At 58.4% G+C, this 24007-nt stretch carries 13 protein-coding genes; 9 read left to right on the forward strand and 4 right to left on the reverse strand.

Annotation, left to right across the window (positions count from 1 at the left end):
- Positions 1-170: 170 nt before the first annotated feature.
- From CENROD_RS01030 to istB, 5 genes are all read left to right on the forward strand, one after another.
- The gene (locus tag CENROD_RS01030; protein ID WP_022771199.1) at positions 171-1508 is read left to right on the forward strand and encodes a toll/interleukin-1 receptor domain-containing protein; all 1338 of its coding nucleotides are present in this window, start codon (positions 171-173) and stop codon (positions 1506-1508) included.
- Complete coding sequence (locus CENROD_RS12285) at positions 1505-4963, forward strand: WD40 repeat domain-containing protein (protein WP_022771200.1); 3459 nt, start codon at positions 1505-1507, stop codon at positions 4961-4963. The genes CENROD_RS01030 and CENROD_RS12285 overlap by 4 nt, the downstream gene beginning before the upstream one ends.
- A 187-nt stretch (positions 4964-5150) precedes the next feature.
- The gene (locus CENROD_RS01040; protein ID WP_022771201.1) at positions 5151-7058 is read left to right on the forward strand and encodes an NAD-binding protein; all 1908 of its coding nucleotides are present in this window, start codon (positions 5151-5153) and stop codon (positions 7056-7058) included.
- Between the two features lie 111 nt (positions 7059-7169).
- Entirely contained in the window at positions 7170-8711 is a 1542-nt protein-coding gene (gene istA / locus CENROD_RS01045; RefSeq protein WP_022771022.1) for an IS21 family transposase, read from the forward strand.
- A 13-nt stretch (positions 8712-8724) separates the two neighbouring features.
- A complete protein-coding gene (istB, locus tag CENROD_RS01050) occupies positions 8725-9462 on the forward strand; it encodes an IS21-like element helper ATPase IstB (protein WP_041193651.1) in 738 nt (245 codons plus the stop codon).
- Positions 9463-9776: 314 nt separating this feature from the next.
- Here the strand turns inward: istB and CENROD_RS12290 are convergent, their stop codons facing one another.
- The 3 genes from CENROD_RS12290 to CENROD_RS01065 form a co-directional block, all read right to left on the reverse strand.
- Positions 9777-13208 carry an nSTAND1 domain-containing NTPase gene (locus tag CENROD_RS12290; protein WP_022771202.1) on the reverse strand — a complete coding sequence of 1144 codons (3432 nt, stop codon included), beginning with the start codon at positions 13206-13208 and terminating at the stop codon, positions 9777-9779.
- Entirely contained in the window at positions 13205-14638 is a 1434-nt protein-coding gene (locus tag CENROD_RS01060) for a toll/interleukin-1 receptor domain-containing protein (RefSeq protein ID WP_022771203.1), read from the reverse strand. Before CENROD_RS01060 ends, CENROD_RS12290 begins: the two co-directional genes overlap by 4 nt.
- Before the next feature lie 160 nt (positions 14639-14798).
- The gene (locus tag CENROD_RS01065) at positions 14799-16079 is read right to left on the reverse strand and encodes a tetratricopeptide repeat protein (RefSeq protein WP_238551797.1); all 1281 of its coding nucleotides are present in this window, start codon (positions 16077-16079) and stop codon (positions 14799-14801) included.
- Between the two features lie 559 nt (positions 16080-16638).
- On the opposite strand from CENROD_RS01065, the gene CENROD_RS01070 reads away from it, so the two are divergent.
- The 4 genes from CENROD_RS01070 (at position 16639) to CENROD_RS12915 (ending at position 21812) form a co-directional block, all read left to right on the forward strand.
- Complete coding sequence (locus tag CENROD_RS01070; RefSeq protein ID WP_022771206.1) at positions 16639-17130, forward strand: hypothetical protein; 492 nt, start codon at positions 16639-16641, stop codon at positions 17128-17130.
- A gap of 102 nt (positions 17131-17232) precedes the next feature.
- Positions 17233-18744, forward strand: coding sequence for a Do family serine endopeptidase (locus CENROD_RS01075; RefSeq protein WP_202961168.1), 1512 nt, complete (start codon positions 17233-17235; stop codon positions 18742-18744).
- A 237-nt stretch (positions 18745-18981) separates the two neighbouring features.
- Positions 18982-19521: a hypothetical protein gene (locus CENROD_RS01080; RefSeq protein ID WP_187292316.1), complete on the forward strand. Its 540-nt coding sequence runs from the start codon at positions 18982-18984 to the stop codon at positions 19519-19521.
- 125 nt (positions 19522-19646) lie between these two features.
- Positions 19647-21812 (forward strand): caspase family protein, encoded by a 2166-nt coding sequence (locus tag CENROD_RS12915; RefSeq protein ID WP_022771209.1) that lies wholly within the window; start codon positions 19647-19649, stop codon positions 21810-21812.
- 32 nt (positions 21813-21844) lie between these two features.
- Here CENROD_RS12915 and CENROD_RS01095 read toward each other — a convergent pair whose 3' ends face one another.
- A complete protein-coding gene (locus tag CENROD_RS01095) occupies positions 21845-23860 on the reverse strand; it encodes a transglutaminase TgpA family protein (protein WP_041193742.1) in 2016 nt (671 codons plus the stop codon).
- Positions 23861-24007 lie beyond the last annotated feature (147 nt).

Below are 24007 nucleotides of genomic sequence, written 5' to 3' on the forward strand. Positions count from 1 at the left end.
AGAATTGATTCAACGTATTGCGTAGAAAGTGCGGGCGTTCATGACTAAAAAACCTCTGTTCCTTGGTTATTTTGAACCAATTTTTTGCACCATAGGAAACGGATTGTTCCCATGCCATCGATGACTGTTTCAATCTATCACTATCACTATCACTATCTCCATGTTGCGCCATGAACGACCTCACCACTTTTCCCTGGGACGACCTACTTTCCTATATCCGTGACCGCCGAGTGATTCCGGTCATTGGAAGCGGCGTACTGATGCCTGGCGACGACGGGCTGACGCTGTCTTGCTATCTGGCGCGACAGCTTGCATTGCGCTTGAAGCTGGAATACTTGCCCGGCGACGACCTGCGATCGGTGGCCGGGCGCTATGTGGGTGAGGGGGGCAAGCCGCGTGATTTGTACCTGCGGCTGGCAGCCTTGCTGAACGAGAACCCACCGCCACTGCCACCCGCTCTGCAACAACTGGCGGACATCACTGACTTTCCGCTGATGGTCACGCTGGGTGTGGACCCGCTGCTGGCCGATGCCGTGCGCGGGGCGCGGGGCAAAGTGGATGTGCGGGCCTTCAAGCCGCGATGGCGCAACAAGCAAGAGCATGATTTGCCCCTGCCCATTGAATCTCTGAGCCTGCCCACGGTCTATCACTTGCTGGGCAAAAGCTCCAATACCGCTGACCACGTTGTCACCGACGAAGACCTGCTTGAATTCCTCAACGCGCTGCACGGCGAAACCCAGCGCCCTGAGCACCTCTTTGGCGCACTCGCCGAACAGCACCTGCTCATCCTGGGGGTTGATTTGCCCGACTGGGCCATGCGTTTGCTGTTGCGACTGTTGCGGGGTGACCTGCTGTCACGTCGGCGAGATTCCACCGAATACCTGGTCATGCCATCGACCCACGACACACTGGCCGAATTTTTAAGCCAGTTTGGTGGCGACATCACCACCGTAAGCTCCGGCACCGAAGCCTTTGTGGCCGAACTGCACCGGCGCTGGATGGAAACACGCCCGCCAGTGCCTCAGTTAGGCGAAGACGAAGCCGCCTTGCCAGACCCCCGCACCTGCCACGGCAAAATTTTTATCAGCTACGCCAGCGAAGACCGTCCCGCCGTTGAAAAGTTGGCCAGACAACTCCATGACAGTGGCATCGATGCCTGGTTTGACCGTGACCGGCTGGAGAGCGGTGACCTCTATGCCCACAAAATTCAGGAAGCCATTCAGCGCTGCGACTTCTTTGTGCCCGTCATCTCGCAACACACCGAAGCGCGACTGGAAGGCTTTTTCAGACGCGAATGGCGCTGGGCCAGCGAACGCCAACACGCCCAACACCACAGCCGAGCATTTTTGCTGCCCGTAGTCATTGACAACACCCAGCCCTACGGTGCCCGTGTCGAAGAATCTTTCAATGCCACCCAGTGGACTTCAGCCCCCGACGGTGTGGTCGATGAGGCCTTTGTCACCCGACTGAGAAGTCTGGTGCGTGAACTGCGTCGAGGTGTCCGATGAACGCCACCCCCACCCCCGATAGCCTGAGCCGCGAACGTCCCTGGCCCGGGTTGGCTGCCTACACCGAAGCCGACAGCGCCTACTTCTTTGGCCGTGAAGCTGAGGCCGAAGACCTGACCCGTCGCATCCGCCGCGAACGCCTGACCGTGCTGTTTGGCCAATCAGGCCTGGGCAAAACCTCGCTGCTGCAAGCCGGACTCTTCCCCCGCCTGCGTGCAGTTGACCTGCAACCCATCTACCTGCGCCTGGACTACACCACCCAGGCACGCCCGCTGGCCCAACAGGTGCTGGCCGAAATCACCGCCGTCATCCAGCGCGAAGCACTCGATGCCCCCTTACCCCAACCAGATGAAGGGCTGTGGGACTACTTTCATCGCCGCGACCTGGAATGGTGGAGCGCTCGCAACCGCTTGCTGACCCCCGTGCTGGTATTTGACCAGTTTGAAGAAATTTTTACCCTGGGCCGCGCCGATGCCCAACGCAGCCAGACCTTTCTGGACGAACTGGCCGACCTGATTGAAAACCGCCAGCCCGATCAAGCCCCCGCTGACGGGCAGGACAACGGCCAAGTGGTGGGCAAACTGCTGCTGAGCTTTCGGGAAGACTTTTTACCCGACTTTGAAGCGCTCAAAGGACGCATCCACTCGCTATTTTTGAACCGCCTGCGACTGGAACGCCTGAGCGGCAGCGCAGCGTGCAAGGTGCTGGAAGACTCTGGCGGCCAGTTGCTGGCACCAGGGCTGGCAGAAAACATCGTGCGCTTTGTGGCAGCCGAAAAGAAACCGCGCCCGCTCCAGGAACTGACCATCGAACCAGCGCTGCTCTCGGTGGTTTGTCGCGAACTCAACGAACGGCGCATCAGCCGGCACGCCGACCAGATTGGTGCGGACATGCTGGAGCTGGGGCAACATGAAATTTTGCGCGAACTGGTAGCACGGGCACTGATCCATCAACCTGCCGCCCTGGTCGAAGGACTGGAAGAACACCTGCTGACCGACGGAGGCCACCGCGCCCAGTACCCGCTGCAAGACCTGATGCAGCGCACCGGTGTGGGGCGAGATGCCATTCAGGGCCTGGTCACCCAGCGCATTTTGCGCATGGAGCCACGCGGCGACGTGGAGTGGCTAGAACTCACCCACGACCTGCTGGCCCCCGTGGTCAGAGAAAACCGAGACCGAAGGCGCGAAGCGGTGGAACGGGAAAAGAACCGGCGCAAGCTGAAAAGGATGTGGGCGTTTGCGGGTGCCATGGTGGTATTGGTGCTGGTGATGGCGGGGTTAAGCTGGAAGATGTTTGAGGCGAGGGAGGAGACTGCCATAGCCTTGGCTGAATCCCGCAAGCAGCAGGCTCTGGCCCATGCACAGGCAAAGGTGGTGCTTGCACGATCATTGGCCATGCAGGCCAATGAGATATTGGGGGGGCGTTCGGCTTACCCGTGGGTGCTGGGGTCTTTGCTGGCGCTGGAGGCCCATGCCATTGCCCCGGACTTTGTAACCCGGGGGGCACTGCTCAACGCCAGACAGCGCAATGAAGTGCCATCGTCTGTCTTGTTCGCAGGCACCATAATCATTGCAGTCGCCTATAGCCCGGACGGCAAGGTTCTCGCTTCGGGCAGTGCCGACAACACCGTGCGGTTGTGGGACGTTGCCACCCGCAAACCCTTGGGCGAGCCTTTGCGGGGGCATGAAGATATTGTCAGTTCCGTCGCCTTTAGCCCGGACGGCAAGGTGCTCGCTTCGGGCAGTCTGGACAAGACCGTGCGGTTGTGGGACGTTGCCACCCGCGAACCTTTGGGAGAGCCTTTGCGGGGGCATGAAGCTGATGTCAAATCAGTCGCATTCAGCCCAGATGGCAAGGTGCTCGCTTCGGGCAGTGATGACAAGACCGTGCGGTTGTGGGACGTTGCCACCCGCAAACCCTTGGGCGAGCCTTTGCGGGGGCATGAAGCTGAAGTCAGTTCCGTCGCCTTTAGCCCGGACGGCAAGGTGCTCGCTTCGGGCAGTTGGGACAAGACCGTGCGGTTGTGGGACGTTGCCACGCGCAAACCCTTGGGCGAGCCTTTGCGGGGGCATGAAGAGAGTGTCCGTTCCGTCGCCTTTAGCCCGGACGGCAAGGTGCTCGCTTCGGGCAGTTGGGACAAGACCGTGCGGTTGTGGGACGTTGCCACGCGCAAACCCTTGGGCGAGCCTTTGCGGGGGCATGAAGCTGATGTCTATTCCATCACCTTTAGCCCGGACGGCAAGGTGCTCGCTTCGGGCAGTATGGACGAGACCGTGCGGTTGTGGGACGTTGCCACGCGCAAACCCTTGGGCGAGCCTTTGCGGGGGCATGAAGCTGATGTCTATTCCATCACCTTTAGCCCGGACGGCAAGGTGCTCGCTTCGGGCAGTATGGACGACACCGTGCGGTTGTGGGACGTTGCCACGCGCAAACCCTTGGGCGAGCCTTTGCGGGGGCATGAAGCTGATGTCTATTCCATCACCTTTAGCCCGGACGGCAAGGTGCTCGCTTCGGGCAGTTGGGACGACACCGTGCGGTTGTGGGACGTTGCCACCCGAAAGCCCTTGGGCGAGCCTTTAGGGCATGAAAAGGGGGTCAATTCCGTCGCCTTTAGCCCGGACGGCAAGGTGCTCGCTTCGGGCAGTATGGACGAGACCGTGCGGTTGTGGGACGTTGCCACCCACAAACCCTTGGGCGAGCCTTTGCGGGGGCATGAAGCTGATGTCAGTTCCGTCGCCTATAGCCCGGACGGCAAGGTGCTCGCTTCGGGCAGTCTGGACAAGACCGTGCGGTTGTGGGACGTTGCCACCCGAAAGCCCTTGGGCGAGCCTTTAGGGCATGAAGACTGGGTAACTTCCGTCGCCTATAGCCCGGACGGCAAGGTGCTCGCTTCGGGCAGTGACGACAACACCGTGCAGTTGTGGGACGTTGCCACCCACAAACCCTTGGGCGAGCCTTTGCGGGGGCATGAAGCTGATGTCAATTCCGTCGCCTTTAGCCCAGATGGCAAGGTGCTAGCTTCGGGCAGTCATGACAGTACCGTGCGGTTGTGGGACGTTGCCACCCGCAAACCCTTGGGCGAGCCTTTGCGGGGGCATGAAGATATTGTCAGTTCCGTCGCCTTTAGCCCGGACGGCAAGGTGCTTGCTTCGGGCAGTGTGGACAAGACCGTGCGGTTGTGGGACGTTGCCACGCGCAAACCCTTGGGCGAGCCTTTGCGGGGGTATGAAAGCCTGGTCACTTCCGTCGCCTTTAGCCCGGACGGCAAGGTGCTTGCTTCGGGCAGTTGGGACCACACCGTGCTGCTTTGGGACATCAACCAGGCCAGTTGGCGGGACCACCTGTGCCAATGTGTCGGCCGCAACCTGACCCGCGCGGAATGGCAAGAGTTTCTTGGCGATTTGCTGCCCTACCGCAAAACTTGCCCTAACTTGCCCCTTGATGCCGACCGTTGATGCCGCGTGGGAACCAGTGGTAGTTCAGCTTGGCTTGCCCAATCGGTAAGGGGAACCTGGCATCCAGCCGCTGCAAGCTCCTCGGATCGCGCCAGAATGTCAGCGCATGGCAGGTCTGCGATAGGGCTGTGAGCCTACTGCTGCGGCTTGTCGTGGATACATCGATGAACGATGGGGAGTACGGTCCATGATTTCCAAAAGTTGGCGCTGGGTTTTGGCCGTGGCCCTGGTGGGGTGTTTTGGGTTGGGGTGGCTGGGGCATTTCATCCACTGTCCGGCGCACTCCGAAACTTGCGGGCGGGTGGGCGATTCGTTGTACCGCACGGCACAGATGTTGGTGATCGGGCTGGATTTGCGGGATACGGTTGCCAATGGCCTGCTGGTGTGGATGCGGTTCCTACTTCCGATACTCACGGCCACGTCCCTGGTTGCGGCGGTTTTCGTTGCACTGAGTTCGCGATTACAGTGGCTGAGCCTGCGGGTGGCAGGGGCGGACACCATTCTGCTGGGGTGCGGGCGCAAGGCAACGGGCGTTGCGTCGTGCCTGGAATCGAACCGCCGGGTGCTGGCGATCGATATTGACATCACGAACCGCCACGCAGACAGGCTGAATGCCAGGCGATCCAGAACTGCCTCGCTGATCCAGGCCGATGCCACGCAACACCGGGTGGTGTGCCAACTGCCCCTGCACAGAGCCAGTACGGTCTATATCCTGACTGGAGATGACCATCGCAACGCGCTGGTGGCAAGGCAGGTGATTAGCAGGATCCGTGCAATCCGTGCAGCAAAGCCCCCCATCGTTGTCGTCGGGGTGACCGACCCCAGCTTGGCATTGCTTGCTTCGACTGATCCGGAACTGCAGGGTATAGAGCAGTGCCAAGTGTTCTGGTTCGATTGGTACGCCGGTGCTGCGCGTGCGTTGCTGGAAAAGTACCCCCCCATCGGCGGCCATACGGGGGGGTGTTCTATACACATCGGTTTCGTTGGATCCGGGGCGTTGTTGCACGCGCTGGTGTTGCACGCCATCCAGCAGTGCATTGGCTCGGAGGACGACGTGCCCAGCATCACGATTTTTACGGACGATACGGCGGCGTTGGATCGATTGTTTTTGCAGTACCCAGCGTTGCGGCCCGATGCGCAAGCCTGCAATGCATACCAGGGGGTGACTCCTATTGCACGGATTCACCACATTCCCATGGCGCCGGGGGTTGCAGACCCTGCAGCCATCATGGCAGCGGAATGCAGGCACGGCCCTTTACACAAGATATATGTCGCCGTCGAATCGGACGACTTGTGTTTGGAAACCGCCGCCCACTTGCGCCAGACTGCGGAGGCACTGGACAGGCGGTATGCGGTAGTGTGTTGCGTGCAGGGTGCCCGCTTTGGTCATCGGTCGGAATACGAAGCCATTGTGCTGACGAACGGTAGTGGCAGCACCCCTGCCGGGGTGGAACCACGCTATGCAGGGATCGGGTTTTTCCACGCCGTCTCGGATCAGATATCGCCCGGAGAGTGTTATCCAGGCTCCGACTTGGACACACTGGCCAAACTCATCCATCTGGTGTACACCCGCATGGGCAATTTGGACTGGTTGTGGCAGTCCTCCCCCCTCGATTTGCACAAAGCGGCGGAAGAAGCCTGGGAACCCATCGACACCCTGGACTGGTCCAACCGGTATGCAGCAGACCATTTGTTCGTCAAATTGCGTCTGCTGGGTTTTGTCTTGGAACGAATTCCACGGGGGGATGCGCGGATGCTGGCATCGCGTGGGGTGGACGTATCGCTTTTGGCAGACCTGAAAACGGCTGTACTTGCGCGCTCCGAGGAGCTGCAGCGGCTGGAGCATCGCAGGTTTTGCGTGGAGCGGTTGCTTTCGGGCTGGCTATGGGCGCGCCCGACGGCAGACCGTGCGCTGGTTCGGGAACGCAAAGCCCGGTGGCTCAACGCCACCCTGGTTCCTTACGATGCCTTGCCAGCCGAAGAACGCCATAAAAACCAGGCGTCTATCGAGGCCATCCCCGGGATTGTTCGTGCAGTGACGGCATTGCCAGTGCGTATTTCACGCGAACGTGACCGCGAATTCGCAGAAGTGTGACCGGCGTTTCACGAAAGCGTGACCGCGATTTCACGGTGAACGTGACCGCTGAGTGGGAGCGTGATGGATAGTCCGAAGTAGCCTTGCTGTTTTTTTTGAAAGCGAGCGGGGATGCCACAAGAGAGACTATCCATGAGAAAAATTCGAGACGTACTGCGTTACCGAAACGACACTGACCTGAGTCTGGAGGCGATTGCCCGGGCGCTGAGGCTATCGAAAGGGGTGGTATCGAAATACCTGAAGCTGGCGGAGAACGCCGGGCTGAAATGGCCATTGCCAGACGACCTGGATGACGGCGCTCTGGAGCATCGGCTGTATCGCCAATTGGCTGCCCGGGAGTCGGCATTTGTTGAGCCTGACCATGCGCTGATCCACCAGGAGCTGAAGAAGAAAGGTGTCACTCTCACCCTGCTGTGGGAAGAGTACAAGCAAGAGGCCGGGGAAACGGCTTACCAGTACACAGCTTTTTGTACCCGCTACAGAGCTTGGGCTGGTTCGCTCAAGCGCTCGATGCGTCAGATTCACCGTGCAGGTGAAAAGCTGTTTGCCGACTTTGCGGGCCCGACCGTTGCGATCTTCGATGCCGACACTGGTGAGAGCAGAGTGGCGAGCATCTTTGTTGCCGTGCTGGGCGCATCCAGCTACACCTTTGCTTGTGCAACGGCTGGGCAAACGCAGGCAGACTGGCTGGGCGGGCTGGCCAGGGCGCTCGAGTTCATAGGTGGCGTGACAGAACTGATCGTTCCGGACAATCCCAAGGCGCTGGTCAAAGTCGCCAACGCTTATGAGCCGGAACTGAACCGGGCAACAGCCGAATTTGCCCAACACTACGGAACGGTGATATTGCCTGCGCGACCGAAGAAGCCGCAGGACAAGGCGAAGGTCGAAGTGGGTGTTCAGGTGGTCGAGCGCTGGATTCTGGCGCGACTACGGCATCGCCAATTCTTCTCGCTGGTGGAACTGGACAGTGCCGTAGGTGAACTATTGCCAGTGCTGAACGACCGGCCATTCAAGAAACTGCCTGGTTCCCGGCGGGAAGCATTCGAGAGGCTGGACGTTGCGTGCCTGAAAGCCCTGCCGACCACCCGATTCGAACTGGCAGACTGGAAACGCGCACGTGTCAATATCGACTATCACGTCGAGTTCGAGGGCCATTTCTACAGCGTACCGCATGTGCTGGCGCGGCAGGAAGTCGAATTGCGCATTACGCAAGGAATGGTGGAAATCCTGGCTCGCAATCGCAGGGTGGCAGGCCATGCGCGCAATACCAGCAAAGGCAACTACACGACCGTGGCCGAACACATGCCGGCGGCGCACCGCGCCCATGCAGAGTGGACACCTGGGAAGTTGATCGCCTGGGGGACTTTGGTAGGCGTTGCCACTGGCGAATTGGTTCAGCGCATGCTCCTGGAAAAGCAGCATTCAGAGCAAGGGTACCGCGCCTGCCTCGGCCTGATGCGTTTGGCCCGCAAGGTGGGCGCGGAACGGATGGAAGCCGCCTGTACCCGGGCACTGGCTATTGGCGCGTATCGCTTCCGGTCGGTGGCATCGATCCTGGACAAAGGTCTCGATCGCCAGCCCGTCGATCCCACCAAAACTGACACGCCCTTGCACAGCCATGCCAATGTGCGTGGGCCTGATTACTACCACTGATGAAGGAGGAATCATGTTGATGGAACAGACCGTACAAACTCTCAAGACCCTGCGTCTGCCTGGCATGCTTGCCGCATTCGAAGAGCAGCAGACGAATAGCGCAGCCGCCAGCCTGTCATTCGACGAACGATTCGCCATGCTCGTCGATCGTGAACAGACTTGGCGGGAAAACCGCCGTGTTTCTCGTCTGCTGCGCGAGGCCCGCATGAAGTCTGGTCAAGCGTGCCTGGAGGATGTGCGCTACGGCACCGACCGGAAACTGGACAAAGCGTCCATGGCGCAGCTAGGTTCCTGCCAGTGGATACGAGCGCATCAAAATGTGATTTTGACGGGTGCCACGGGGTGTGGAAAGACCTGGCTTGCTTGCGCACTGGGCAACGCCGCATGCCGTCAGGGACTGTCCGTGGCGTATGTTCGTACCCCCCGGTTCTTCGAGGAACTGCGCATCGCGCACGGTGATGGCAGTTTCGGCAAGAAATTAGCCAGCCTGTCCAAGACGGACTTGCTGATCCTGGACGATTGGGGCCTGGCTGCGCTCAACCAGTCCGAGCGCAATGACCTGCTGGAGGTTCTCGACGATCGCGTCGGCTCCCGATCGACCCTGATAACGAGCCAATTGCCGGTCGAGCATTGGCATGCCTACCTGAACGATCCCACACTGGCCGATGCCATTCTCGACCGAGTCATCCATGCTGCGCACAAGATTGCCCTAGCGGGCGAATCCATGCGCAAACAGAAAGAACTTCAGTGAGACCGGTTCCATCCAAACCGGGTTACCCACCGCGCCGTCCACCTCCGGCAGGAAAGATACCTGCGGCGAACGGCACCGTGGATAACCCTATCCCCGTACCCATTTCATGCCATCGTGACCGGCGTTTCGCAAAAGCGTGTCCGCCATTTCACGAAAGCGTGACCGATTGAACCTACCATCTAGCCCTATCCATTTCGCACCCACTATCGGTCACGTTCGCGTGAAATCACCGGTCACGTTCCGCGAAATACGCACCAGGCTCCCCTTACCGATTGGGCAAGCCAAGCTGAACTACCACTGATGCCCACGCAGCATCAACGGTCGGCATCAAGGGGCAAGTTGGGGCACGTTTTGCGGTAGGGCAGAAAATCGCCAAGAAACTCTTGCCATTCCGCGCGGGTCAGGTTGCGGTGGACACATTGGCACAGGTGGTCCCGCCAACTGGCCTGGTTGATGTCCCAAAGCCGGACGGTGTTGTCCTTACTGCCCGAAGCGAGCACCTTGCCGTCCGGACTAAATGCGACTGAAAAGACACCATCTTCATGTCCCTGCAAAGGCTCGCCCAAGGGTTTGCGGGTGGCAACGTCCCACAACCGCACGGTCTTGTCCCCACTGCCCGAAGCGAGCACCTTGCCGTCCGGGCTAAAGGCGACGGAACTGACATCAGCTTCATGCCCCCGCAAAGGCTCGCCCAAGGGTTTGCGGGTGGCAACGTCCCACAACCGCACGGTGTCGTCCCAACTGCCCGAAGCGAGCACCTTGCCGTCCGGGCTAAAGGCGACGGAATTGACCCCCTTTTCATGCCCCCGCAAAGGCTCGCCCAAGGGTTTGCGGGTGGCAACGTCCCACAACCGCACGGTGTCGTCCCAACTGCCCGAAGCGAGCACCTTGCCGTCCGGGCTAAAGGCGACGGAATTGACCCCCTTTTCATGCCCCCGCAAAGGCTCGCCCAAGGGTTTGCGGGTGGCAACGTCCCACAACCGCACGGTCTTGTCCCAACTGCCCGAAGCGAGCACCTTGCTGTCCGGGCTAAAGGCGACGGAATTGACCCCCTTTTCATGCCCCCGCAAAGGCTCGCCCAAGGGTTTGCGGGTGGCAACGTCCCACAACCGCACGGTCTTGTCCCCACTGCCCGAAGCGAGCACCTTGCCGTCCGGGCTAAAGGCGACGGAACTGACATCAGCTTCATGCCCCCGCAAAGGCTCGCCCAAGGGTTTGCGGGTGGCAACGTCCCACAACCGCACGGTCTTGTCCCCACTGCCCGAAGCGAGCACCTTGCCGTCCGGGCTAAAGGCGACGGAACTGACATCAGCTTCATGCCCCCGCAAAGGCTCGCCCAAGGGTTTGCGGGTGGCAACGTCCCACAACTGCACGGTCTTGTCCCTACTGCCCGAAGCGAGCACCTTGCCGTCCGGGCTAAAGGTGATGGAATAGACAGTATCTTCATGCCCCCGCAAAGGCTCGCCCAAGGGTTTGCGCGTGGCAACGTCCCACAACCGCACGGTCTGGTCCAGACTGCCCGAAGTGAGCACCCTGCCGTCCGGGCTAAAGGCGACGGAACGTACCCAGCTTTCATGCCCCCGCAAAGGCTCGCCCAAGGGTTTGCGGGTGGCAACGTCCCACAACCGCACGGTGTTGTCCCCACTGCCCAAAGCGAGCACCTTGCCGTCCGGGCTAAAGGCGACGGAAGTGACATTACTTTCATGCCCCCGCAAAGGCTTGCCCAAGGGTTTGCGGGTGGCAACGTCCCACAACCGCACGGTGTCGTCCCTACTGCCCGAAGCGAGCACCTTGCCGTCCGGGCTAAAGGCGACGGAATTGACCCCCTTTTCATGCCCCCGCAAAGGCTCGCCCAAGGGTTTGCGGGTGGCAACGTCCCACAACCGCACGGTCTTGTCCCTACTGCCCGAAGCGAGCACCTTGCCGTCCGGGCTAAAGGCGACTCCACTGATTGTGGTGCCTGCGGACAAGACGGACGATGGCACTTCATTGTGCTGTCTGGCGTTGAGCAATGCCCCCCGGGTTACAAAGTCCGGGGCAATGGCATGGGCCTCCAGCGCCAGCAAAGACCCCAGCACCCAGGGGTAAGCCGAACGCCCCCCCAATATCTCATTGGCCTGTATGGCCAATGATCGTGCAAGCGCCACCTTTGCCTGTGCATGGGCCACAGCTTGGCTGTTGCGTGCCTGCTGTTCAGCCAACAGGGCTTTTTGGAGTGCATGCGCCGTTTCTTCCCGGGCCCACAATGCTGCCTTGCGTTCAGCCTCCGCCTGTTCACGCTGCTGTTGGGCCACTCGTTCAGCGGTGAGGGCTGCATTGCGGCTGTCATTGGCCAGAGCCTGCTGCTTGCGGGATTCGGCCAAGGCCATGGAGGCATCCTCCTTCGCCTGAAACATCTTCCAGCTCAAGCCGACCATCACCAGCACAAGCGCCAACATCGACATCGCCAATGCACCCATGCGGCGCACTCTTTGGCGATTTCTCTGAACTTGCAGGCGCGCCTCTTCTTGGGCTTGTGCTTCTCGCCGTTGATCGCGGCTGGCCTTTGCCACCCCGGCCAACACATCATGAATCAGTTCCAGCCGCACCTGCCCCCCACGCTCCTCACGGCGCAGGATGCGCCGATCCACCAAGGTTTGCAGGGCGACTTCGCTGATGCCGGGTTCGGCCAGTGCGTTGTCCAGTGCATAACTATCGCGGTAGCCTGCCGCAGTCAGCAGGCGATCTTCCACAAAATAGCGCACAGCGTTGCCAAGGCCAGCCAAACCCTGCTCATAGAACTGTTCCAAGATGAGTTTGGCGTGGTCTGCCTGCAGTAGGGCCACCGATATGGCAGCTTCCTGTCGCGCCAGGCGTTGTGCATTCAATTCCCGACAAACCAGCGAAAGCAGCGCAGGCTCAACGTTTTGGGCACCACGTTGCGCTTTGGTGCCACTCACAAAACGGACGATGATGGGCGCTACCGCTGGGGTAACGATATGCCCGCCACCGGCAGCCAGGATGGCGGCTTCGGCAGCCGGGGCTTCCATGGGTTGCAGGCGTAGCCGGTTGCTGGTACGTCCACGGATGTAGTCGTACAACACGTCGAAATCGGGCAGATAGTCTTCACGAAAAGAGAACACCACCCGCACCCGTTCGTGTCGCGGGGCATAGCGTGTTGCCAGGTCAGGGTTTTGTTCAATGCGGGCGCGCAAGGCTTCGGGTCGACGGTTTTCCACCAGGTCGCCAATCTGTTCCAGCAGTTCTTCGCAGCGGGCACGGTGTTTGTCATCCTGCCGCCCCAGGGTGAAGACTTCTTCGAATTGGTCAAAGACGAGAACGGGGGTCAATAACCGGTCGTCAGCGCTCCAGAAATCGGCTTCGCGCTGATGAAAGTATTCCCACAGCGTGGTCTGCCCTTCCTGCGGCACGGGCGACTGCGCGTCGTGCAGTCGAGATTGCTGGGCAATTTCCGCCTGAATCTGCGTCAGAATGTCTGGAGCCTCGTCACTGAAGTCCAGGCGAATACGAATCGGGAAAAAATTCTCCTCCCGCAGGCGGGGGAACAACCCTGCTTGCAGCAGCGAGGTTTTGCCTAGGCCGGAACGGCCATAGAGGATGGTCAGCGTTTCGCGCTGCACCAAGCGCAGCAGTTCGGTCGTTTCGGTATCGCGCCCAAAAAACCAGCGGCTGGCTGTTTCATCGTAGCTTTGCAAACCCGGCCAGGGGGCGTTATCGTCGATCAGCGTGGCGTTCGGGGCTGTCATGCTCGATCTTTCGCGCTTTTGCGGCTTTCACGCACGCTGGCCTTGACCTGATCCAGAAACTGTTCGGTCGTAATGCCGTCTGGAAGATGCTGGCACGTCAGGGCACGCAGACCGGCTGGCAGCAGCGGGTCGTTCAAGCCCACATCGTCGATGCGAACCAGCTTGATGGCCAAGCTACCTTCAAAAAGCTCGGCACGGGCCAAGGCCAGTTTCCATTCCTTCAAAAAATAGGGCTCATGTGCCGGATCATTCCGATGCTCGTCGCGCCATTTGGCGAGTCGGGCCAGGGTGGCGCGTGAGAGGACGGGAACGAAAACCCCGCACAGACCGATGTTGCGCTTGATGATCTTTTCATAGCTGTCGCCGCTGCCAAGCCGTTTGGCATCAAACCAGACATCGATGCGCCGACCAGTCATGGCGCCGTGCAGGCTGGTGGCGGCGACGGCGTCGTCGCTGGCGTAGCTCAGAAACACACCCCCAGGGTGTAAATCAGGGGGCACATCGGCGGCGACAGTGGGAGAGGAGCTTTGTCTGCGCGCTTGCCAGCGCGTTTCCAGCTCGGTGACAAAAGCTGCTGGGTCCACCTGAAGGCAGTGGGTGCGTGGGCTGAAATGGTCCAGAAACGTGACCAGGCCCGGTTGGTTGGGCAGGCGCGTATCCACGATGGTTTCGCTTTCATTGCGGGCTAGCGTTTCGGAAAGTCGCCCTTCGCGCGTCAGACGGACAAAAAACCGCAGCAGCCAGTCGGGCAGTGTGCAGCCCAAAAAGAGCAGATGGTGCGAACGCAAGGCATCGAAGATGTGCTGGGGCTGGTGGTCGGTGTCTTGCAGCGAGGCAATCCATTCCAGCAGGTCTTCTTCGCTGATGACAAACTCCGGCGCCGCGCAGCTTTTGCCAAAGAGTGCATACACATGGGGTTCGTCGAGTTGTCTGGCCGGGGCAGGTATATCGATTTCAGTGCGGCGCAGGTTGGGGGCATAGCCGATATGCTGCTTTTTGGGGTTGTGAAGATCACGGTTCTTTTCCAGCGCATGGATCAGCAGCGTGTCAAAACACAGGCTGAGATAAAGCCGAAAGCCCTCGATGCGCGCCAAGGCAAGCAGGGGTTCGGGTGGTTCTAGTGCGCACAATCCACGCAAAATGTTATGTACTTCGGTGTGGTAGTCGGTAATGGTTTGTTCAAGCCGGTCTGCACGCTGTGCCTGGGCCACGATAGCGTGGAGCGATATGTCTTCGTCGTCGACAGCATCGACCTCAACATCAAAGCGCCTTGCCAGCCGCCGGGCAATAGCCTGTTCCAGCCGCTCGGTACGGCCATCCACGGTGACTTGCAACAGCCACGGGCCAACGACCGGAATCACCCGGCCTTCTTCAATTTTGGCCAGCAGGGTGTTCCAGAATTTTTCAGTGGGCTGTGTTTTGATAGCCATGGGTGGTTTGGTTGGGGATCTGGCACCTGGCTTCAATCAGGCTTTGGCAGGTTGGGTCAGGTTTTGCGGAAGGAAAGCAATCGCCAAGGAACTCTTGCCATTCTGCCCAGGTCAGGTTACGGTCGATGAATTGGCATCAATGGTCTGGTCAACTAGCCAATCAGGTTTGCTTGGATGGCTGCATTCCTTTCAGCTCCTGGATTCGGGACTCAAGGATGTCGCGCAGCGATTGCATGTCGGCTTGTTTGGTTCCTGGGTGTTCGGTGGCACTTCGTAGCAGATCGAGGGAGCGTTGGTATACGGCCAGTGCCTCGGCCGTGCGGTTCGATTCCGATAGCACCATACCCAGGTTCAAGAGTGTGGCAACCCTTTCGTCTGGGGGAGCGTTGCGTTGCATATCGATGGAGGCTGCTTGGGTCAGGGTTTGCAGTGCTGCTTCTTTGTCACCACGCAATAGCTGCCAAACCCCTTGCAGTCCGCGCACATTGGCGGCGGCGGCGCTGATCTGTTTCCCTGCCTGATCCAGGATGGTCAACGCTTCTTCCAGCAAGGCAAAAGCTTGGGGGCGATCCCGGTATCGGTAGAACGCACGGGCTTGTGCAACAAGTGCCAGCGCGGTGTCTTCGGGGTGTGGTGTGCGTAGGCGGCGATAGAGAGTGGTTCCGGCACCGTGCAGCCCCAGGGTTGTTTCCTTGTTACCGAGCAGGAGGGCGTGTTCCCCTGCTGCCATAAATGCCCAAGCGAGGCTTTGGTCTGCCGCGCTGGCTTGGGGAAGCCGCCCTGCCAAGGCGAGCATTTGTGCCAGGGGTTCCCGTGCGGCATCGGGGGACATGGCAGCGACAACCCGGCGCTGGGTCGCGTAAACCTCTGCCAAGTACTCGGCATCGCGGCGGATTGATGCTGCCTGGGTTGCATCTTCCACGCGAACCATACGCAGTGCTGCGTCTACGAAGTTGCAACCGCTCTCGTTGGCTTCCTCACGCCAGGTTGCGGACCAGTTCCCTGCCACAGCGGAGGCTTGGAGAACGCCGATGTGTTGGTTGGTAGACAGCGAAAGTAGCGCTGCGGTCGATGCGCCCGGGCCCCAACGAAGTTGTATGGGGTGCATGTCTCCCCATAGCATCCATAGAGGAGAGGAATCAGGAGATTGGTCGCCCGGTTCTGTAGACATCAAGCCAAAAACAGTCAATCGGTAAGGTAGCGATGGTTGCGCGCCACATTCGCTGCCGACGTGTTGGCGCACCTCCAATTCCCCGCGCCAGGCTGTTGCATTGGTGGTGTCGGCCATTGCAGCCACTGGCGGCGCGGCAAGGCAAAGGCATAGGCGTAGCATCATTGCCAGGCGCGATGAGCGCCGAGGTTGCCGGGCTGTAGCATGGGGGAGAGGATGCATGGTATGGGTGACTTGGGTGGTTGGGATTGCGTGGAATGTGGAAGCCATGGTGATTTGCATGAGAGGAAGGATGTTGCAGTACCCTCGCGATTGCTGCTGGATGCTACCGATCGCAAAGACCAGACAGGTGTCTTTGAGGGGGACAATGCACGTATAGACGATGCACTTGCCGTTTGTCAAGTTGTTTTTCAACAGATGTGTTGTAATTACCCTGCAAAATTTTTTCTGCAGGGCTGCCAGAGCAAGCAAGAGCATGCAAGGGAAAAGGAAATGGATACAGTGCAACCTCGGCTACGGTATGTACGGTATACATCCATTTTTCGGCTTTCAGAATCCATCGCGGCTTCCGTCGCTTCTACCAAAGCGTAGCATCTCTATCCTTGGTGTTTTGTGCTGGCGACTGTTGTTGCATGCCTCCCTGCTGTCCTTTTGCACCTACCCCTAGTTGTGGGCACCACTCGTGTTGATGGAACGTTGGGCATGATGTCCAGATGGTATGCGATGGGCGGTATTTTTACAGTATCGAATGAAGATGCCGTGAATATCTATTGCATTAGATAGATTTGTTAACAATATATTTTTCTTGCTAACCAAAAGGAGTGTGATAATGAAAATCATGATTACTGCCATAATTGCTGGACTGTTTTGTTTTTCCACTATTGCAGGCGAGGATAAAGAAGAAAAAGCTGGAGATATTCGTATAGCACGGTTGCTAAAAGAACAAGATTTGAAATACACTGTTGATAAGGATGGGGATTTTCTTTTATATAATTCTGCAGGGAATGATAGATCACAAATTATTTTTATTTCTTCCGATACTTCTGAGTTAGGATCGCTGGAGATCAGAGAAGTATGGGCTGTCGCATACCGATCAAAAACTCCTCTTACGGCAGATATCGCTAATCAGCTTCTTACGCAAAATTCCAAGGTAAAACTTGGAGCATGGGAGTTGAGAAAAATGAGTAATAATTTTGTTGCTGTGTTTTCAGCAAAGATTGATGCCAATTCCGATGGAGAGTCCTTGCTTGCAGCAATCTTGGCGGTAACAAAAACTGCAGATCCAATGGAGAAGGAGCTGACCAGTGAAGATGAATTTTGAGATCAACGTTCGCCTGCAACTGTAAGTTATTTTCCCTTTTGTACGTTGCGACAGTTCCTTGGCGCATCCGGAGGTTTGTTTGGGTTTGGTGATGGAGGCGGTATGCGATACAGCGTTTCTCAATGCATGTCGGATGATCAAAGCATTGGCTGCAATGCAGCCACAGCAACGGAATTGGCGTTTTGGCGCAGATTCCGTGTTCTGTGGATGGTGTGGTTGGCATTGCCTTTCATGCTGGCCCAGCACGCGTTGGCTCAGGTCCAGTTGCCTGGAGCAGCTTCGGGGTCTTCGGGTTTCGCGGCAGTCGTTGCGCAGGTCGCCCCAGGAGTAGTGGGTATTTCGGTAAGCCAGTCCCGGTCTGCAGACAACCCATTGCTGAATGACCCTGTTTTTCGGCGATTTTTCGAAGATCTGCAGGGTGAGCGTGGTCATGGAGACAGTGCTTCGCACACTGATCGGCCCGTGATGCGGCCCGCTGGTTCCGGTGTCGTGGTGGACGCTGCGCGCGGCTTGGTGCTGACGAACCACCACGTTGTGCAAGGGGCTTCGCGCCTTATGGTGATGTTGAATGACCGCCGCGAACTGCTGGCAGAACTGGTGGGCTCTGATCCTGGGACAGACGTGGCTGTACTGCGTGTGCGGCCCGAGAAGCTCACAGCAGTGCCAGTGGGAGATTCCGATGCCTTGCGCGTGGGGGATCTCGTCGTGGCGATAGGCAATCCCTTCGGGTTGGGGCAGACAGTGACCTCAGGAATCGTGTCTGCAATGGGCAGGGGACTTTCCCCAGAAGGGTACGAGGACTACATCCAGACCGATGCTGCCGTCAACCCTGGGAATTCCGGTGGCGCGCTGATCAATATGCGCGGTGAACTCGTTGGAATCAATACGGCCATTCTGAGTGGTGGAAGGGGAGGGCAAGGCGGGAATATCGGCATTGGCTTTGCTATTCCGACCAGTATGGCGCAGGCTGTGCTGGATCAGATCATTCGATTCGGCGAAGTCATGCGTGGCCGCATTGGCGTACAGGCGGAAGAAGTTACCGAGGCCGTGGTGGCACGGGAAGGACTTCCCATTATTGCCGGGGCGTTGGTGCGTTCCGTAGCCAGCGGTTCTTCGGCAGACAGGGCGGGTCTCCGAGTAAATGACGTTGTGCTGGAAGTGGATGGTCGTCCGGTGCGTACAGTGTCAGACCTTCGTAACCGGGTGGCGCTGATCCCCGTGGGGAACCAGATTCGGCTGAAAGTCTGGCGGCGCGGTGTGCAGTCGGTTTTGCAAGTCCCGGTTGAGGCCGTCAGTGCCGACGAAGTTGCCAAGGCACAGCAGCAGACGCCTGCCAGTAGTGCCCCCGGTGTGGCCAAGCCTAGTGCCCCCGAGTCCACCTCCGTACTCCAAGGGATGCAGTTGTCCCGCGGGCGTGATGGGTTGTTGGTGAGTGGCGTGCGTGCGGGTGCCCCCGCTCATGCGCTAGGCTTTCGCAATGGCGATGTGATTCTGGGGGTTGATCGGGCGCCGGTTTCTACCGTCCAAGAATTTGGTGCTGTACTTCGTCGAAGTGGCAGCAAGGTCATTTCCGTTTTGAGAGGGGAGGTCAAGCTGCGATTGCATGTGGGCTAGGGCGGCCCAGCGACGACTGCGTGGCACGTTGGCCGTTGCTGTCGTCAATTCATTATTTTCAATTTTTTTTGGGGGTTTTGTATGTCGTTTCAGACTCGTTTGGTTCCCTTTGCTTTTGCAGCGGTATCGCTGTTCTGCATCCCGGTTTTTGCTGATGGCAATCCAAAGAGTTCGAATGTGGGAGAGGCTACTGCGCCCACGGCCAGTTCGACTGCTGTCGATCATTGGGAAACAGCAATGGCTTTGGTCCGTTATGGAGATAGCAAGCAGGACGCACTGGCGATGATTGCGGCTGCCCGGATCATGAAGGAGGTGGGTGATAGTCCCTCGAAGGCCGCAGTCGTCAAGGGCTCTGGTCAAACAACATCGGCAGACAAGAAAACAGACACGTTGACTGTGGAAGCAATCTTGGCCAGGGCCAAGCAGTATGCCGGGGATCGCAAGGATCTGGTAGCTTTGGCGGAGGATGCAGCCAGGGTAGGAGGGCGCGGTGCCGTGCATGGCCCTGGGCGTAAGAGTACCCTTGTGTACAGAGGTACGCAGGACGTATATCAGGTAGCTTTTCGTGGCGGTGAGCCAGCCATTGTGTTTGCTGCGGGGGACGGGGACTCCGATCTGGACTTGTATGTATATGACGAGAATGAAAACCTGATTTGTAGTGATACAGACCTCACTGATCGGATGCTGTGCCGTTGGTCGCCAAGATGGACTGGGCAGTTTACGATCAAGGTCAAAAACCTGGGTATGGCCAATTACTACACGATCGTCCATAACTGATGTTGTAGGGCAGCACATGGCTCCAGGTACAGGCAATGTCGGCCTGCCATGGCTGCCTTCTTGACAACAGTCTGTGGGGGTTTTCCCATGTCGCTGTGTGTCTCACACTTTGCTGAGTCTCTGTTATGAACGTCCATCGTTTCATGCGTTGTTGTGTATTGGGTATTGTCGTGTGGGCTATTTCCATGGCAGCAAGTGCGTCTCCCACTCCGTCAAGATACCGGGCGCTTCTTGTTGGAGTGTCGGAGTATCCATTGCTCCAAAAAAGAGATCTATACGGTCCCAAAAATGATGTTGCCAAGATGCGCGAATTGTTGGCAAGTTATGGTGTCCCCAAAGGGAATATCACCGTTTTGGCGGATGGGGTGGAAGGCTCTGTGTCTATGCCAACCCGCAAAGATATTCTCGCTTCTTTGAAGCAGCTTGCTGACAGTACCTTGCCTGGAGACTACGTCATTCTTTTTATGGCAGGGCATGGGAGCCAGCTCCCTGTACCAGAGCGCAGCCCTTTCGCGATAGATGAGCCGGATGGTTTGTTCGAGGTTTTTTTGCCACGGGATATTGCACGTTGGGAAGGCGATGAGCAAGATGGCGATGCGAAGCAAAACCAAGCGATTGTGGATCACGAAATTCGCGCCCATGTAGATCGGATTGCGACAGCGGGCGCCTTTGTTTGGGCAATTTTTGATTCGTGTCACTCTGCCACGATGGTGCGGGGTGGGGATGTACGACTGCGACAGGTGTCACCATCGGACTTGGGAGTTCCCCAGAGTGCCATCACAAAAGCTGCCAGTCGTGCAGCTTCCGTATCTGGAAGCGTGCAGCGCCAACGTAGCTCTTCTGGAAGTGGGCGTTCTGTGTATTTTTATGCGGCACAGACTGATGAACAAGCACCCGAAATGCCTTTCCCTAGAGATGTTCGGGAAAGGGCGAAGCAGGGTGGTGTCGACTACGGCCTTTTCAGTCACACGCTGCAGCAAGCGCTGGAGGGTGGTGCGGGAATGACTTACCGTCAATTGGCGCAGCAGATTTTGACTCGCTATCGGGCAATGGGTCGTGGAGATGCACAGGCTACTCCACTGTTTTCTGGATCGGGACTCGACGAGGATGTGCTCGGTAAGCCTGCCGTTTCATATCGGCAGTGGCAACTCGACTTCGAACCGCCAATGAGTATTCCGGCCGGAGAGTTGGCTGAGGTGTACGAGGGTGCTGTGTTTGCCATTCTGCCTTCGGCAACTGCAGAATCGACAGAAGCATTGGGCTACGTTCAAGCTATCCATACTAGTGCTACCAGCGCGGAGCTGGCCCCGGTGGCCTTCGGGCAAAAGCCTGCGTTTTCGGAGTCACAGTTACAAGTTGGCAAGATCGCCAGACTGGTGCAGTCATCTGTGCCATTTTCTCTGGCTGTGGCCACAGATTTGACGCAATGCAAGATACCTTGTCCTTTTGCGGAACCGCTACACAAATTGGCCACTGCGCCACAGCAAGCAGATGCGATCAGAGATGTACGTTGGGTCGATCATGCGGATGAGGCACAAGTGGTTTTGCGTGCGCAAGGTACCCGACTGTGGTTCTTGCCACAGAGTGTGGCTTCGCTGAAAGTAGAAGACTCCGTAATGCCCGAAAAGCGCTATGTGTATCTGGATCTCGGTCCAAAGGCAACTGCTGAAGGGATACGTACAAAATTGGTACAGAATTTGCGGTCGGTGCGGAAAGCCACCAATATTGCTCGTGCTGCTGCAAGCCTATCCAATCAGTCCGTAAACAATTCCTTGGAAGTTAAAATATCTCGAACGAAAGATAGACAGGAATTGCCAATAAATCCTAATGAAGCTATTCCTACATTTTATCCAGGAGATGTTATCAAGGTTCGCATGAAGAATACTGGCTTAAAAAATCTTGATGTCACTGCACTATATGTAGATAGCAAGTTTGGAATAACGATTATGTTTCCGAATCCGGTGGGGTCAAGCAATCGACTACAGCCTGGAGCCAGCTTTCCGTTCGAATTCCAGATTACTGATTCTACTTTGGGAATGGAACAGATTGTGCTGGTGGTAGTGGAGGCCAAAGAACATTCCGATCGGGCAGATTTTTCTTTTTTGCAACAAGATGCAGTTCCGAGCGAAATTGTTCGCCGAGGGACAGCAGAGCAAGATCGGTTGATTCTTGATCAATTTATTCGGGGTATGGGCGCTCCAGAATACGCAGTTCGTAGTGCAAGTCCTAGCCCTTCATTGTCTGCAACAGGGATGCAGGCATTCTGGTGGAAGGTGGAGTCGCGACCCTAGTGAAACGTGGAAACGAATTTCACACACCGGAATTAGCCTGAAGTAGTGTGGACTGGTACCGCCTTTGCCAGCCTCTTCCACTCCCTACGTAGCGCGGCAAGTTGCTGGGAGAGAGAACCCTGCTGCGGCTTGGGTGGGGCGTAGCGCAGGGTTTCCATGCGCAGCAGCCAGCCTTGCAGCGCTGGCGTAGGTTGGAGCGCCAGCAAGGCTGCAATGCCCCGGGGGGTGGGGTGCACGGGCAGGGGCCACCCGCGTTGGCGCAGTCTTGTGGTCACGGCGTGGAATAGGCGTAACCAGGGGTCTTGCCGTTGGCGCAGCAGGTATCGCAACGCGGCCCATACGGCGGCGATGGTTGCCATGGTGCCGAAGAGAGCGATGCCGAGATGTTGCCAGCTTGGGCTGTCGAAACCCAGGTTGCGCAGCAGGTCGAACTGGCGGGTCTGTCCATAGTGCAATACCCAATCGTTCCAGCGCGTGTTGGCTGCGTCCCATAGTGCGCGCAGTTCCCACGCCAGGCGGGGGTGTACGCGCTCAAACAGGGCCGTATTGCCGAGCGTCATCGGTGCGCGTTGCAGGGTGCCGATCCTGGCGGGGGCGACAACGGCAGTGGGGTCGATGCGAAACCATCCCCGCCCGGGCATCCATAGCTCGGCCCAGGCGTGCGCGTCGCTGTGGCGGACAGTCCACAGCCCATCGATGGGATTGCGTTCTCCGCCCTGGTAGCCAGTCACGACGCGGGCGGGGATGCCGAGGGCACGCAGCAGGATGACGAAGCTCGATGCAATGTGCTCGCAAAAACCCAGCTTGCGGTCGAACCAATACTCGTCTGCGCTGTGCAGGCCATAGATGCCGACGTCGAGCGTGTAGCGGTACCCGCCTTGGCGCAGGTGATTCAGGGCAAATTGGGCCCAGTCCAGGGCTGTGTTGTCAGCGTTGCGGGGGTCATTGCGCAGTTGTGCGGCCCAGGCTTGGGTGCGGGGGTTGCTCCATGTGGGAAGCCACTGAAAGGGGAGCAGGGAGGGTTCGGCGGTGCGCGGGCCGTGCTCAAAGTGGGGGTAGCTTTCGACGTCGTACCGCAGTACTTCCATGATGGGCTTCGGGTGCAGCCATTGCAGGTCACGGGTCATCACTGCACGCTGGCCTTCGATGGCCACGGCGGCTTCCAGCACAGGTAGCCAGGGGAGTCGATTCGGTTCCTGCGTCACCTGGTAGCGCACGGGGTTGCCGTGGATGCGCAGCTCGGGTTCGGGAAGGGGGGTATTTACCATCCAATGGTTGCGTGCGCGCCAGGTTCTGCCGTCGAAGGCCCACAGGACCGGCCCGCGAAAGTAGAGCTGGGTGGGGTCGGGAATCGGGCCTGCAAAGCGGATGCGCATGGCAATGCCGTCGTCGAGGGCAAGGTGCGTGACGTCGCCAACGGTCATGCTGCCGGACAAGCCACTGCGCCCGGTCAGTGCATTGCCCGGTGTGCCCCATAGCGGGGACAGGCGTGGGAAGAACAGAAAAAGCAGCAGCATCAGGGGGGTAGCCCAGAGCAGGATGCGGCCTGCTGTGTAGGCGGACTGACGCAACGCAGGCGAATTGCCGATACGGTGTGCATGCACCAGCGCGGTCAGCAGCCCCAAAAGCCCGGCGAGCATCCCTGCTGCGGTCAGCAAGGATTGCGAATGGAAAAACTGCGCCAGCAGCAGGAAAAACCCCACGAAAAACAGCACGAAGGCATCGCGCCGCGCACGCAATTCCAGTGTTTTGAGTACGAGCAAGAGCAGGAGCAGGCACACCCCCGCATCCTGACCTAGCAGGGTGCGGTACGTCAGCGCCGTCGATACCACCGCAGCGAGCAGCAAGCCGCCGACGAGCCACTTAGGCGGCAGGGGCATCCCACGCCATGCCAGGATGGCACGCCAGCCAAGGACGGCCGCACAAGCCAGCCCGCACCACAACGGGGTGAAACGGAACTGCGGCAGCGCCACCCAGAGCAGCACAACCAGGATGAACAGCGTATCCCGTGCGTCACGGGGAAGGCGCAGGAACGCGGAAGCTAGCACGGGGTTCCTCATGGGAAGGGGATGGATATCGAAAGGATGGAATCAGCTTGCACTGGTGGCTGCGGAATCGGCAGGAAGCACAGCGTACACGCAGTGCGCACGCTGCAAAGCGGTATGGGCAAACTTGCAGGCAAAAAAAAACCACTG

This window comes from Candidatus Symbiobacter mobilis CR (assembly GCF_000477435.1).
Taxonomy (GTDB): Bacteria; Pseudomonadota; Gammaproteobacteria; order Burkholderiales; family Burkholderiaceae_C; genus Rhodoferax; species Rhodoferax mobilis.